Below are 14,231 nucleotides of genomic sequence, written 5' to 3'. Positions count from 1 at the left end.
TCCGGTTGGTGCGCTAACATTTGATTGATAAATTTCATTTTTGATGTTGCTGCCATAAAATGCAGTGACTTTGACGTCGAGTTGATTCCTTCCGGTTAACGCAACCAAATCAAGCGATAAATTCACATCGCCGCGAAACAGATTGACGCTGTCTTCGAATATGTTTTTTTCATTGCTTTCGAATTGGCTTGGCCGTACTGGCGGGATCTGACCGTTGGTTTTGTCACTCATTTTTAAATACCCTCATCGATAAAGCGCAGGGAAACAAAATGGCTTTCAATCGCCAGGGGCGATTGAAAGCCAGGCGATGCGCCTCTGCGCCCAAACGGCGGGCCAGCGGCCGCTCAACGTCTCAGGATTCGCATTCGGCGATCACCAGCACTCTTACCGTACCTGAGGTTTTATTGTTGGATTTGTCCTCCATAAAGCAGGTGGCGGACACCGTGACACTGCTGCCGCTGAGGCCGGCGATCGCGCTGGAGACGTCGATTGTTTTCAGGTGGTGGTCGGTGTTGCCGTAAGAAACGTTAAACCCCTGAACGGCGACGGAAGCATTAATCACCCGTGAACCAAAATCCAAACTTTGAGTGGAGCCGGAACTGACGCTAATAACTTTAAATTGTGTCGTCGACATATATAACCTCGAATTTTTAGACAGCTGTGGGTAGCGCCGCTAAAAATAGCGGCGATGAAAAATAGAAGGTGAAGAAAAGTCTTATCAGAGATAAACAGCATAGTTAAAACTAGGGGAGGTAATTGATTCTGTCAATGAAAGTATAAATAAAATTAAACCATTTCAAAATCATGATGATAAATAAAATAACTTTTTTATCAATGATATTAAGCGTGTTAATTATAATCTTATTCAGTCGTTATTGAACTAAGGGTATTTCTGTGACAGGTGATGTTACATTAATTAGAGAGCGTTGTTTTTATTGTGTTAAGTGAATGGCACTCATGCTTCTGCAATGCCGTGCAATTAATTCAATAAAAAAAATTTCTCTGCTATATTTTAAAGCTAACCGTTTAGCGGAAAAAGAGAATGTGAATTGTCGCCCTGGGTGACAGTAACGACCGTGATCAAGACCGTTTTTATAATCCGGCTGGAGGAATACAGCATGAAAGCTGCCGTAGTGACGAAAAACCATACCGTAGACATTCAGGATAAAGTGCTGCGCCCGCTGAAGCACGGCGAGGCGGCGTTAAAAATGGAGTGTTGCGGGGTGTGCCACACCGACTTGCACGTGAAAAACGGCGATTTCGGCGAGGTGCCGGGCATTACGTTGGGACATGAGGGTATCGGCGTGGTCTCCGCCGTCGGTGAGGGCGTTACCTCGTTAAAAGTGGGTGACCGCGCTAGCGTCGCCTGGTTTTACCAGGGTTGCGGCCATTGCGAATATTGCGTCAGCGGCAACGAAACCCTGTGCCGCTCGGTGAAAAATGCCGGCTACAGCGTTGACGGCGGCATGGCGGAAGAGTGCATCGTGGTGGCGGACTACGCGGTGAAAGTGCCGGACGGGCTCGATTCTTTCGCCGCCAGCAGTATCACCTGCGCCGGGGTCACCACCTACAAGGCGGTGAAAATTTCCGATATCAAGCCGGGGCAGTGGATCGCCATCTATGGCCTGGGCGGGCTGGGCAACCTGGCGTTGCAGTACGCCAAAAACGTGTTTAACGCCAAAGTGATTGCCATCGACGTCAACGACGGCCAGTTGGAGTTCGCCAAACAGATTGGCGCCGATCTGACCATCAACTCCAAAACGCAAAATGCGGAGGAGATCATTCAGCAGCAAACCGGCGGCGCTCACGCGGCGGTGGTGACGGCGGTGGCGAAAGCCGCCTTCAACTCGGCGGTCAATGCGGTGCGCGCCGGCGGTAAAGTGGTGGCCGTGGGGCTGCCGCCGGAGAGCATGGATCTGAGCATTCCGCGCCTGGTGCTGGACGGCATTCAGGTGGTGGGGTCGCTGGTCGGTACACGCGAAGATCTGAAAGAGGCGTTCCAGTTCGCTGCCGAAGGTAAAGTGACGCCGAAAGTGACCAAACGGCCATTGGGCGATATCAACGCCATCTTCGACGAGATGAAGGCGGGCACCATTCGCGGTCGCATGGTGATCGATCTCGGCATGGCGAAATAAGCATCGCTAAAAAAGGCCACCCGCGGGTGGCCTTTTTGTCGCTATGCCCGGCTCAGAACAGGCCCAGCGGTTTGGCGTCGTAGCTGACCAGCAGGTTTTTCACCTGTTGATAGTGCGACAACGCCGCCTTGTGGGTTTCGCGCCCGATACCGGAGTTCTTGTAGCCGCCGAACGCGGCGTGCGCCGGGTACAGGTGGTAGCAGTTGGTCCACACGCGCCCGGCCTTGATCGCGCGTCCCATGCGGTAGGCGCGGTTGATGTCGCGGGTCCAGAGCCCGGCGCCCAGTCCGAACTCGGTGTCGTTGGCCAACGCTAGAGCTTCGGCCTCATCCTTGAAGGTGGTGACGCCAATCACCGGCCCGAAGATTTCCTCACGGAAGAAACGCATACTGTTGTTGCCGGTAATCAGCGTCGGCTGCAGGTAGAAACCGTTTTGCACTTCGTCGCCGCGCTGAGCGGGTTCGCCGCCCGCAACGATTTTGCCTCCCTCGTTTTTAGCGATGTCGATGTACGACAGGATCTTGTCATACTGCTGTTTTGACGCCTGGGCACCGATCATGGTCTCGGTGTCGAAGGGATCGCCCTGGCGGATGGTGGCGATGCGTGCCAGCACTTTCTCCATAAACTGCGGGTAGATGGATTCCTGGATCAACGCGCGTGAAGGGCAGGTGCACACCTCCCCCTGATTGAAGAAGCCCAGCACCAGCCCCTCAACCGCCTTGTCGATAAACTCCGGCTCCGCCTGCATGATGTCTTCAAAATAAATGTTCGGCGATTTGCCGCCCAGCTCGACGGTGCTGGGGATGATGTTCTCCGCCGCACAGGCGAGGATGTGGCGGCCGACCGGCGTGGAGCCGGTGAAGGCGATTTTTTCGATGCGTTTGCTGCGCGCTAGCGCTTCGCCGGCCTCGGCGCCGAAGCCTTGCACCACGTTGAGCACCCCCGGCGGCAGCAGATCGCCGATCTCTTCCATCAGCACGCTGATGCCGAGCGGCGTCTGTTCCGCCGGTTTCAGCACCACGCAGTTACCGCCCGCCAGCGCCGGCGCCAGTTTCCAGGCGGCCATCAGCAGCGGGAAGTTCCACGGTATGATCTGACCGACTACGCCCAGCGGTTCATAGATATGGTAGGCCACGGTATTTTGGTCGATCTCCGCCGCAGTGCCTTCCTGCGCGCGCAGGCAGCCGGCGAAGTAGCGGAAATGGTCGACCGCCAGCGGCAAATCGGCATTCAGGGTTTCGCGGATCGGTTTGCCGTTGTCCCAGGTTTCGGTCAGCGCCAGCATCTCCAGCCGCGACTCGATGCGATCGGCGATCGCCAGCAGCACGTTGGCGCGTTCTTGCACGCTGGTTTTGCCCCAGGCGTCCGCCGCCGCATGCGCCGCGTCGAGCGCCAGTTCGATGTCTTTGGCGTCGGAACGTGGGAATTCGGCGATCGGCTGGCCGGTCACCGGCGAGGTGTTGGTGAAGTAGTTGCCGGATACCGGTTCGACGAATTTACCGCCAATGTAGTTGCCATAGCGTTTGCGGAACGAAACCAGCGAGCCAGGCAAACCGGGGTGGACATATTTCATGTGAAGCACCTCTCTGCAGATGATAACCGGCGCTATTGGGCTGCGCCTGTGAGTGCGGCATGTCGCCGCAGCACGGAGAAGCACGGCCCGTGCCAGATTGATGAATGGCGAAGATGATCGTTAAAAGATCTCATTTATTAACGCGTTAAAAATTGATATGACGTGACGAATCATGCGGTACCGCCGCCGGCGCTGGGTTTTTGTGTTCTGTGTCGCAACGCCTGATACACATATGTGATACATATTTGCAACACTCGTAAACGGGGGGAGAAACGCATGTTGCCTGATGACCGCTTGCCCACCGAGGGCGCCAGTTTGTTGACCCGCCCGCTGGCGGAATCCTGGCAGCGCAGCCGGGGCTACGGCCTGACGCGCGCCGATCAACATATCCCTTTTATCAAAGCCGGATTACTCGAAGAGCTACGCAGCCGCAATGACTGGGTGCCGCAACGGGTACAGCCGCTGATCGAGCAGCTGGGCGCGCAAATTACGCGCCAGCCCGCCATCGTGGTGATCGCCGACGCCGACGGACTGGTGCTGGAAACCCGCGGCAATACCGACTTTCTGCACAAGGCGTCGCGCTTTGCGCTGGCGCCGGGCAACCAGTGGGGCGAAGCGGATCGGGGTACCAATGCCATCGGCACCGCGCTGGCACTCGGCGCGTTCTGCGAGGTCCGAGGCGACCAGCATTTCCTCAACCAAAATGCCGGATTGAACTGCACTGCCGCACCGATCTATCGGCCGGATGGCCGCATTGCCGGCATACTGGATCTCTCCGCCCCCGCGCAGCGCCCGTACCGCGATGCACAGCGCCTGATCATGCAGGCGGTGCGGCATATCGAACACCGCTGGGTCAGAAGCGCGATCGCCGACCGTCACTGGACGCTGCGCCTGCACGCCAACGCCGGGAGCCTGGGCAGCGCGCAGGAGCTGCTGCTGGTGTTTCACGACGAAGTGCTGGTCGCCGCCAATCGGCTGGCGATGCTGGAGTTCCGGCTTTCACCGGCCGCATTAGGCTCGGTTGAGTTTGCCCAGCTGTTTCCCGACCTGCTGCGACAGCCCTCCGGCGCACCGCACCAGACGCTGGCCGGCAATCAACGGCATTATTATTCGCTGCTCGAGGCGCCGCAGCGCCGCGTTAGCGCCCTGCGGTCGGTTCCGCCGCCGGCGGAAAGGCATGACGAACAGCATCAGAAGGCGCTACGCATTCTCAACGCCGGCCTTTCGCTGTGCGTGACCGGCGAAACCGGCTGCGGTAAAGAGCATTTCAGCCGACGCTTGTTTCAACAGAGCCGCTGGCGCAACGGCAACTTCGTGGCGATCAACTGCGCGGCGCTGCCTGAGCCGCTGATCGAATCCGAACTGTTCGGCTATGCGCCGGGGGCGTTTACCGGCGCCAACCCGAAAGGGTATATCGGCAAGATCCGCGAGGCGGACGGCGGCGTGCTGTTCCTCGATGAAATCGGCGACATGCCGGCGGGCCTGCAAACGCGCCTGCTGCGGGTGTTACAGGAAAAAACGGTCACGCCGCTCGGTAGCCGCAGCGCTTATCCGGTCGATTTCGCGCTGGTCTGCGCCACGCACCACGATCTGCATCGGCAGGTAGAGGCCGGGGCGTTTCGTGAGGATTTGCTGTACCGCATACAGGAATACAGCCTGTGCATCCCGCCGCTCAGAGAGCGGGCGCAGCTGGAGACCTTCATTTTGCAGTTGTGGCGTGAGCTGGGCGGCGAGCGGCGCGACATTCGCCTGTTGCCGGAGGCGCTGGCGATGCTGGCGCGCTATCCATGGCCCGGCAACGTGCGGCAGCTGTTGAGTACGCTCAAGGTGCTGCTGGCATTGGCGGACGATCATGCGGTGCTCACCCTGGACGATCTGCCTCAGTCCATCGCGGTGCTGGCGCCGCGCCAGGAGAACGCCGATACCGGCCAGGCGGATCTGCAGACGGCGATCGACAGGGCGGGCGGCAATCTCAGCCGGGCGGCGAAGGCGCTGGGCGTTTCGCGCAGCACGCTGTACCGCAAGTTGTGGAGGCAGAAAGCGGTGGCGGAATGAAACGTCATGATTGCTCATCAATAACCGGCCCCTCGATGCGGGGCCGGTTCATGCTCTAGTCCCCCAGCCCCGGCGGGTTAATCTCCGAACGGGCAATCTTCTCGTCGCTTTCCGCCCAGCGATCCAGCACCTGCAGATAGCTGCCGTTGGCGATGGCGCTGTTGAGCGAAGCCTGCACCGCGTCCACCAGACCGTTGCCTTTCTTCAGTGTGACGGCGATGTTGGCGGTCTTCGGCCAGCCGCCGGGCACAATGCCCACCAGCCGGGTTTTGCCGGTCAGCCGCGCCTGATAAGCGCCGGAGACGTTGGGCCCGAAGGTGGCGTCGGCGCGGCCAGACTGAATGGCCAACGTGGAGGCGGCCTTATCGGTGACGTACACCGGCTGCAGCGGCGCTAATCCCTTGGCGCGGTTCTCCTTGTCCCAGGCCAGCAGCACCGCTTCCTGATTGGTGCCGGAATCGACGATGATTTTTTTACCGGCGATATCCGGCGCCGTTTTGATCTGGGTGATTTTACTGTCGGACTTGACGTAGAAGCCCAGCGTATCCTGCCGATAGGTGGCGAAATCGAATTTGGTCTTGCGTTCGTTGGTCACGGTGATGTTGTAAACCGCGGCGTCATATTTGCCGGAGGCCACCCCCAGCGGCCAGTCTTCCCACGACGTGGGCACCAGTTTGAGTTTCAACCCCAAACCGTCGGCCACCAGGCGCGCGATGTCCGCCTCGCTGCCGATCACCGTTTTATTGTCGCGGGCGTACAGGCCGAACGGCGGGCCGCTGCCCAGCAGGGAAATGGCCACCGTCAGCGTGCCGGGTTCCACGAACCGGAAGCCGGCGGGGATTTTGGCCACGGCTTCGGCGCTCTTCACCGTGTGGATCGGCGTTTCGTTGGCGACGAGATCCACGCCCGGTGCGGCGGCGGCGGAAAAACTCAGCAGCGCCGCAATCACTATCATCTTTTTGCTATATATCATTATGTTAATTACCTTCATTATTATGGGTGTCACACGGTCGTTGCACTATCTCTAAAGGCTGCAGATCTGTGAACGAACAAAATCAACTAACCAATCTTGGAAAAATCATGAGGCGCCTCTGGCGGCGCTGAATCGATCGAGGATGAACCATGTCGTCGCGTTTCGCTACGTTGGGCCGCATACCGCGCGGCGTGTGGGTATTGGGTAGCGTGAGCCTGCTGATGGACGTTTCCTCGGAAATGATCCATAGCCTGCTGCCGCTGTTTATGGCGACGACGCTCGGTGCCAGCGTGATCGTCATCGGGCTGATCGAAGGGCTCGCGGAGGCGACGGCATTGATCGTCAAGGTGTTCTCCGGCGTGCTCAGCGATTACCTCGGTAAACGCAAAGGGCTGGCGCTGCTGGGCTACGGGTTGGGCGCCATCAGCAAGCCGTTTTTCGCTATCGCATCGTCGTCCGGCATGGTGATGAGCGCGCGCCTGCTGGATCGCGTGGGCAAAGGCATCCGCGGGGCGCCGCGCGATGCCCTGGTGGCCGACGTGACGCCGCCGGAAATTCGCGGCGCGGCCTTCGGGCTGCGGCAGTCGCTGGATACCGTCGGCGCCTTTTTAGGGCCGCTGCTGGCCGTCGGCCTGATGCTGCTGTGGCACAACGATTTTCGCGCCATCTTTTGGGTGGCGACGGTCCCGGCGGCGCTGGCGATTGCGCTGCTGTTTTTCGGCCTGAAAGAGCCGACCGCCGCGATAACCCACAAGCGTACCAACCCGATCACCCGCGCCAACCTGCGGCTGCTGGGGCGCAGCTATTGGTGGGTGGTGAGCATCGGCGCGATCTTTACGCTGGCGCGCTTCAGCGAAGCGTTCCTGGTGTTGAAGGCGCAGCAGGGCGGCACGCCGCTGGCGCTGATCCCACTGGTGATGGTCGCCATGAATCTGGTCTACGCCTGCTCGGCCTATCCGTTCGGAAAACTGTCTGACCGCATGAGCCATGAAGGATTGCTGAAAGCCGGGTTGCTGGTGCTGATCGCCGCCGACCTGGTATTGGCGCTGAGCGATCATTGGGGCGGGGTGCTGTTTGGCGTAGCGCTGTGGGGGGTGCACATGGGCATGACCCAGGGGCTATTGGCGGCGATGGTGGCGCATACAGCGCCGGCTCATCTGCGCGGCACCGCGTTTGGCATGTTCAATCTGATCAGCGGCGTGGCGCTGCTGCTGGCGAGTCTTGGGGCTGGAACCTTGTGGGAGCTGTTCGGTTCCGCCTCCACCTTCTACGCCGGGGCACTCATCTGCGTAGTGACGCTTATCGGTATGCAACTGGCGCCGTTTGGCGCACGGCAGGGGGCTTAACGGCCCTCGACAGATTGCGGCACCGCTTGCAGCAGCTCGGGCACCCGCTGGGATTCCACCGCCCGGCTGAACAGAAAACCCTGGCCAATATGGAAACCGGCTTCGCACAGCGTTTGCCGCTGCTGCTCGGTTTCCACGCCCTCGGCGATGATATCGATCGACAGCTTCTGACCGAGGATACCGATGCTTTCCACGATCGCCAGGATCGCCGGTTCGGTGTTCATGCGTTGAACGAAATCGCAGTCCAGCTTAATGCAGTCCAGCGGGTAATCCATGATATGGCTGAATGAGGAATGGCCGGTGCCGAAGTCGTCCAGTGCGATGCGGATGCCCATCTCTTTGAGCATTTGCAGCGCGCGCAGCACGTACTTGGAGCCATGTTTGTTGAACGCGTGCTCGGTCACTTCCAGTTCGATCAGGTGGTGGGGAATATGGAATTTCAGCAGGCGCTGCAGGAAGGTTTCGGCGTAGTTGTCGCGTAAAAATTCGATCGGCGACACGTTCAGCGAGATAGGGCGTACCGCCACGCCGGCCGTGCGCCAGCGGGCGATATCGGCGAAGACCTTCAGCTGCATGGCTTCGCTGATCTTGGTCGCCAGCTCGTAGTCGTTGAAGGCTTCGCTGACCGTCGCCGGCAGCTGTATGCCGTTTTGCGGGCAATGCCAGCGCAGCAACGCTTCGAAGCCGACGATGCTGCCGTCGGAGAGGCTGACCTTCGGCTGGTAGCTGGGACGGATGCAGTTGTCGCGCACGATCTGGCGCGCGTAGTTGAGCTGGCTGGCGCGCGCACGGGCCTTGTCCATCATCTTGCGATCGAACATATAGACGCCGCCGCGGCCGCCGTCTTTCAGCTCATACAGCGCGGTATCGGCGCATTTCATCAGTTCCGAAGCGTCGCGGGCATCTTTGGGGTAGATGGCGCCGCCGATGCTCATGCCGCAATGCAGCGTCTTGCCACCGTGGGTGATCGGCGTCTCCAGCTGCAGCAGAAACTTGTTGGCGATGCGGAAAATATCCTGCTCGTTTTCAACGTCGCTGATTACCACCGCGAATTCGTCCCCCCCGAGGCGGGAGACGAACGAATGCGTATTCATGCAGGCGCTGAGCCTTTTACCCAGAACCCGCAGCAGATGGTCGCCCGCCGCGTGGCCCAGCGTGTCGTTCACCAGCTTGAAGTGGTCAAGATCCAGCAGCATCAGCCCGAGGGACTTGTTGCCATGCAGGGCGCGCTTCATCTCTTGCTTCAGCTTTTTCTTGAATAAGCGCCGGTTGGGCAGGCCGGTCAATTCGTCATATTCGCTGGCGAGCAACAGACGCTGTTCCATCACGCGTTGCGACGTCACGTCGCGCGAGACGCACAAGATCTCGGCCACTGCGCCGTGTTCATCGCTGACGGGAGAGAGAATGTTGTCCCAATGCTGTTTTTTTCCTTGCGGCGTCACGCTTAATCCCGCGAAGCGCGCATTTTTACCGGCTCTGACGCTGTGCAGCGCCTTGCTGCCACGGCGGCGGACTTCGGGCGACAACAGCCCCAGCCAGGGCATGCCAAACTCTTTTTGCGCCGGATCCAGGCCGAGCGCCAGGCTGCCGGAGCGGTTCATGTGCCGCAGCGTGCCGTCGCGATTGATCACTTTGATGCAGTCGACGCTGGCGTCCAGCATGTCTTGCTGGATAGAGAGCGCCTGAACGTTTTGCTGACGTTGCAGCATTTGCGGGTGGATGTCGGTGGCGGTGAGGTACCAGCTGGGCTCCAGCGCCATGCCGTCCTGACGGGCGTTAAACGCCAACATAAACCAACGGTAGGCGCCGCTGCGATCGCGCAGGCGAGCCTCACCGGCGAATGAGGAGAGGGCAACGATCGCCTGGCGCCATTGTGTGGCCAGCCGCTCGCGATCGTCGGGGTGCAGGGTATCGAGCCAATCAGCGGCGCCGTGTTCACCGGCGATTGCGCCGGTATAGTCGCGCCACTGTTTATTGAAGTAGCCGCCAAGGCGGTTGCCGAAGCAAATCAGACCGGGCAAGTCGTCTACGATTTCGCTATAGAGATCAATCGGATTTTTGTTATTGGTCTGCTTGGGCAACAGGGTCATGCGGCATTTCCTCGGAAAATTACCCATATTCTCGCTCTCTAGCAGAGCCTCTTTCAATATAGTCTTGCCAATGAAATTGGGAATAGCCAGCGGGCGCGGCTAAAAATCAGCCCGCTAGCATGGAATACATCCAGCGTGAACGCATTAGGAATATTCCTGTTATTTATAAGCCCCCCTTATATTGCAACGAAAAATAAGTGATCGGACCACGATGGGGTTTTGCCATAAAAATTAATCAATCTGATGTTTCTATTTGATGAAATGTTCAGGTGTTTTTATGCTCTTCCACCGGTTGCTCTGCCGGCGCTATGCGTCTTCACTGACGAAAATCTCACTTATGGCGGCAATAACCGCCATTTTATGCACTCTTCAGCGGTTGTCGCAGCACCGTCGCCCGGCGTTTAGAGAAAAGTTATGATGCAAATCAAGAAATGTTTTGTTTCATCTGTTGACACTTTGCTTACGTATAAGATAGCCTCGCGAATGATAATCATTAGCAAAACTGGATGGTGAGGCGAAATGCACCCACAGCCTGATCCTTACGCCCGCACCCGATGGTCGGGGCATTTCGGCGCAACGGCGCCGGCAAGCGTACATTCGCCTCCTCTCCAAACGTCTGCGCCATAGGCGCCCGGCGCGATGGCATCTCTTTGTCTGTCTGCGCCCATTTGCATCTCTCAGCCTGTCTGTTCGCGCGGCCCGCGTCGGGCCCGCATGTGTTATCCGTCGTTTCACGATCATAGGAGGTTTCAGCGCGGTTAAAACGTAAGTTTTCTTCTGGGTATAAATAAACATGGAGCGTAAAATGATACTTAATAAAAGATTGAAGTTAGCGTATTGCGTTTTTCTGGGTTGTTATGGCTTATCCATTCATTCTTCTCTTGCCGCTTATCAGGATCCCGGTCGATTGGGCGTGCCTGACAGTTGGAAAACCGCGGAGTTTAATCGCCAATGGGGGCTTAAGGCTATTTCCGCCGAATTCGCCTATGCCAGAGGCTATACCGGTAAAGGTATAACCATCGGCATTATCGATAACGCCATTCTTTCCCATTCTGAATTCGCCGGTAAACTGACGCGCCTGGATAACGGCAGTTATAACTTCTCGTATGATAAACAAGATAATATGTCTTTCGGCGATCACGGCACGCACGTAGCCGGTATCGCGGCGGCTAAAAGAGATGGCGCAGGTATGCACGGCGTTGCTTTCGACGCGGATATTATCGGCACCAAATTGAATGATTACGGTAATCGCAACGGCCGTGAAGAGCTGATTCAGAGCGCAGCCCGCGTCATCAATAACAGCTGGGGGATCGCGCCAGATATACGGCGAGACGCCAAAGGCGATATCATCTGGTTGCCGAACGGTAGGCCGGACTACGTGGCATTTGTAAAAAACGAAGTGATCGCCGAGATGATGCGCAGCAAATCCAGCGTGGAATGGGGCAGCGAACAACCGGTGCCCACCGGCGGGCACAGCGCCATGTCGACGCTGCTGCGGGCGGCCAGGCACGGCAAGCTGATCGTCTTCTCGGCAGGAAATTACAACAACTACAATATCCCGGAAGCGCAAAAGTCACTGCCTTACGCTTTCCCGGACGTACTGAATAATTACCTGATTGTGACCAACCTGAGTGACGAAAATCAGTTAAGCGTTTCCTCGACCAGCTGCGGACAAACGGCCAGCTACTGCGTTTCCGCGCCGGGTTCTGATATTTACAGCACCGTTGGCCGGCTGGAATCCAATACCGGTGGCGCCGTGAATCGCGAAGCTTATAATAAGGGCGAGCTGTCGGTTAATCCCGGCTACGGCAATAAATCCGGCACCTCAATGGCGGCGCCGCACGTTACCGGCGTTGCCGCCGTATTGATGCAACGTTTCCCTTATATGAGCGCCGATCAAATATCCGCGGTAATTAAAACCACCGCCACCGATTTGGGTGTTGCCGGTATTGATAATCTGTTCGGCTGGGGACGTGTCAATTTACGCGATGCGATCAACGGTCCGAAAATGTTTATTACCCAAGAGGATATCCCGCAGGAATATTATGTACCGGGCTCCTACAGTGAAAAACAGTTCGTGGTGAATATCCCCGGCCTGGGAAATATCGTCGAACCCGGTACCTCTGTTGAGCGGCGCTGCACGTCGAGCGAATGCGACTTCGATTCGTGGAGTAACGACATCAGCGGGCACGGCGGCTTGACCAAAACGGGCGCCGGTACGCTGGCGTTGTTGGGTAATAACACCTATCGCGGTGATACCTGGGTGAAACAGGGCGTGTTGGCGATCAACGGTTCGGTGGCCTCCAACGTCTATATCGAAAATAGCGGCACGTTGTCCGGTGAGGGTACCGTAGGCGCCTTCAGAGCGGTTCGGGGCGGCAGCGTCGCGCCGGGTAACGGCATCGGCACGCTGCATGTGTTGCACGACGCCATTTTTGATCGCGGTTCGCAGTATAACGTGGAAGTGGCGGACAATGGCCGCAGCGATAAGATCGCCGCGCGGCGCGCTTTCCTCAACGGCGGCAGTGTGAATGTCAGCCTGGAGCGCAGCCAAAACCTGCTGTCGCAGAATGAGGCGCAGAGTCTGCTGGGCAACAAGTACACCATCCTGACCACGACGGACGGCGTCAACGGCCGGTTCGAAAACGCCAACCCAGCGTATCCGTTTGTTAAAGTCGCGCTGGATTATCAGGGCAATGACGTCGGCCTTGGCATCACGCGCACCGACGCCAGCTTTGACAGCCTGGCCAGCACTGAGAACGAGAAAGCGGTAGCTCGTGCGGTGGAGACGCTCAACGCGACGGAGCCAGTCACGGAAACGGTGAAGCGCAGCGTGGCTGCCCCTACCGCTGAGGCGCTAAGCGCACTGCAAGGTGATGAAGGCAAAGCGCAAGCCGCTACCGAAGATGCGGGCGTCGTAACCGGCCATCCGGTGTATGAAAGCTTCCTCGGCTTCACGTCGGCCAGAGAGCTGCAACAGGCGACCCGTCAACTGTCCGGCCAGATCCACGCGGATATGGCTTCCGCCCAGATTAACGGAAGCCGTTACCTGCGCGATGCCGCCACCGAGCGCTTGCGCCAGGCGGAAGGCCGCCGTATCGCTTCCGATATCAAGGCGGATGATAATGGGGCCTGGGCGAAACTGCTGGGCAACTGGGGGCATGCTTCCGGCAACGACAACGCCACCGGCTACCAGACCTCTACCTATGGCGTACTGTTAGGTCTGGACAGCGAACTGTTTGACGACGGCCGGCTTGGGGTGATGACCGGGTATACCCGCACTTCGCTGGATGGCGGTTATCAGTCAGATGCCCACAGCGACAACTACCATCTGGGGCTGTACGGCGACAAACGCTTCGGCGCGTTGGCCCTGCGAGCAGGCGGCACCTATACCTGGCATCGCATCGACACCTCGCGCTCGGTGAACTACGGCGCGCAGTCGGATCGCGAGAAGGCCAAGTATAACGCGCGTACCGGTCAGCTGTTCATCGAAAGCGGCTACGATTGGTCGAGCGATGCGGTCAACCTTGAGCCGTTCGCCAACCTGGCGTATACCCATTACCGTAACGAGGAGATCAACGAGCAAGGCGGGGCAGCGGCACTGCGCGGCGACAAACAAAGTCAGTCCGCCACCGCCTCGACGCTGGGTCTCCGCGCCGACACCGAGTGGCAAACCGACAGTGTGGCGATCGCGCTGCGCGGCGAGCTGGGTTGGCAACATCAGTACGGCAAGCTGGAACGTAAAACGCAGCTGATGTTCAAACGCACTGATGCGGCGTTCGACGTAAACAGCGTGCCGGTTTCCCGCGATGGGGCGATTCTGAAAGCGGGCGTCGATGTGTCGATTAACAAAAACGCCGTCCTGTCCCTTGGCTACGGCGGGCAGCTGTCGTCCAACCACCAGGATAACAGCGTCAACGCCGGTCTGACCTGGCGCTTCTGATCGCGGTTAGCGTGCTTCGCTTTATTCAGCCCTCATCGTGACGATGGGGGTTTTTTTCGCGGCCAGCCGGCCTTCTTTGGCATGAGGTGATACTTTCTCCGCGTCCTATTCCCCCC

The 14,231-nt window shown here is 58.4% G+C and carries 8 protein-coding genes; 4 read left to right on the top strand and 4 right to left on the bottom strand.

The features are described 5' to 3' along the window. Window positions 1–352: 352 nt before the first annotated feature. The gene (locus tag BVU99_RS16185; protein ID WP_049207659.1) at window positions 353–562 is read right to left on the bottom strand and encodes a hypothetical protein; all 210 of its coding nucleotides are present in this window, start codon (window positions 560–562) and stop codon (window positions 353–355) included. A gap of 556 nt (window positions 563–1,118) precedes the next feature. Between BVU99_RS16185 and adhP the strand changes: the two genes are divergently transcribed. After that, window positions 1,119–2,135 carry an alcohol dehydrogenase AdhP gene (gene adhP / locus BVU99_RS16180; RefSeq protein ID WP_004928541.1) on the top strand — a complete coding sequence of 339 codons (1,017 nt, stop codon included), beginning with the start codon at window positions 1,119–1,121 and terminating at the stop codon, window positions 2,133–2,135. A 52-nt stretch (window positions 2,136–2,187) separates the two neighbouring features. On the opposite strand, the gene BVU99_RS16175 is transcribed toward adhP, so the two are convergent. Continuing rightward, window positions 2,188–3,708 carry an aldehyde dehydrogenase family protein gene (locus tag BVU99_RS16175; protein ID WP_060447184.1) on the bottom strand — a complete coding sequence of 507 codons (1,521 nt, stop codon included), beginning with the start codon at window positions 3,706–3,708 and terminating at the stop codon, window positions 2,188–2,190. A gap of 276 nt (window positions 3,709–3,984) precedes the next feature. Here BVU99_RS16175 and BVU99_RS16170 point away from each other — a divergent pair, with 276 nt between their 5' ends. Beyond that, window positions 3,985–5,763 (top strand): sigma-54-dependent Fis family transcriptional regulator, encoded by a 1,779-nt coding sequence (locus BVU99_RS16170; protein WP_099817629.1) that lies wholly within the window; start codon window positions 3,985–3,987, stop codon window positions 5,761–5,763. 55 nt (window positions 5,764–5,818) lie between these two features. On the opposite strand, the gene BVU99_RS16165 is transcribed toward BVU99_RS16170, so the two are convergent. Next, entirely contained in the window at window positions 5,819–6,736 is a 918-nt protein-coding gene (locus tag BVU99_RS16165; RefSeq protein WP_025302813.1) for an ABC transporter substrate-binding protein, read from the bottom strand. Window positions 6,737–6,885: 149 nt separating this feature from the next. On the opposite strand from BVU99_RS16165, the gene BVU99_RS16160 reads away from it, so the two are divergent. Next, window positions 6,886–8,082: an MFS transporter gene (locus BVU99_RS16160; protein WP_099817628.1), complete on the top strand. Its 1,197-nt coding sequence runs from the start codon at window positions 6,886–6,888 to the stop codon at window positions 8,080–8,082. On the opposite strand, the gene BVU99_RS16155 is transcribed toward BVU99_RS16160, so the two are convergent. Continuing rightward, window positions 8,079–10,172 carry an EAL domain-containing protein gene (locus BVU99_RS16155; protein WP_049207651.1) on the bottom strand — a complete coding sequence of 698 codons (2,094 nt, stop codon included), beginning with the start codon at window positions 10,170–10,172 and terminating at the stop codon, window positions 8,079–8,081. The two genes, BVU99_RS16160 and BVU99_RS16155, sit on opposite strands and share 4 nt — an antisense overlap. Before the next feature lie 913 nt (window positions 10,173–11,085). Between BVU99_RS16155 and BVU99_RS16150 the strand changes: the two genes are divergently transcribed. Then, on the top strand, window positions 11,086–14,115 hold the full coding sequence (locus BVU99_RS16150; RefSeq protein WP_244590506.1) for an autotransporter serine protease: 3,030 nt from the start codon (window positions 11,086–11,088) through the stop codon (window positions 14,113–14,115). Window positions 14,116–14,231 lie beyond the last annotated feature (116 nt).

This window comes from Serratia sp. OLAL2, from assembly GCF_002752475.1.
Classification (GTDB): domain Bacteria; phylum Pseudomonadota; class Gammaproteobacteria; order Enterobacterales; family Enterobacteriaceae; genus Serratia; species Serratia bockelmannii.
The sequence above is the reverse complement of the archived record's forward strand: the minus strand, read 5'-3'. Positions and strand labels throughout refer to the sequence as shown.

Excerpts from the sequence above, each read along its gene's own strand:
- adhP (WP_004928541.1), top strand. The coding sequence starts at position 1,119 with ATGAAAGCTGCCGTAGTGACGAAAAACCATACCGTAGACATTCAGGAT.
- BVU99_RS16175 (WP_060447184.1), bottom strand. The coding sequence starts at position 3,708 with ATGAAATATGTCCACCCCGGTTTGCCTGGCTCGCTGGTTTCGTTCCGC.
- BVU99_RS16170 (WP_099817629.1), top strand. The coding sequence starts at position 3,985 with ATGTTGCCTGATGACCGCTTGCCCACCGAGGGCGCCAGTTTGTTGACC.
- BVU99_RS16165 (WP_025302813.1), bottom strand. The coding sequence starts at position 6,736 with ATGATATATAGCAAAAAGATGATAGTGATTGCGGCGCTGCTGAGTTTT.
- BVU99_RS16160 (WP_099817628.1), top strand. The coding sequence starts at position 6,886 with ATGTCGTCGCGTTTCGCTACGTTGGGCCGCATACCGCGCGGCGTGTGG.
- BVU99_RS16155 (WP_049207651.1), bottom strand. The coding sequence starts at position 10,172 with ATGACCCTGTTGCCCAAGCAGACCAATAACAAAAATCCGATTGATCTC.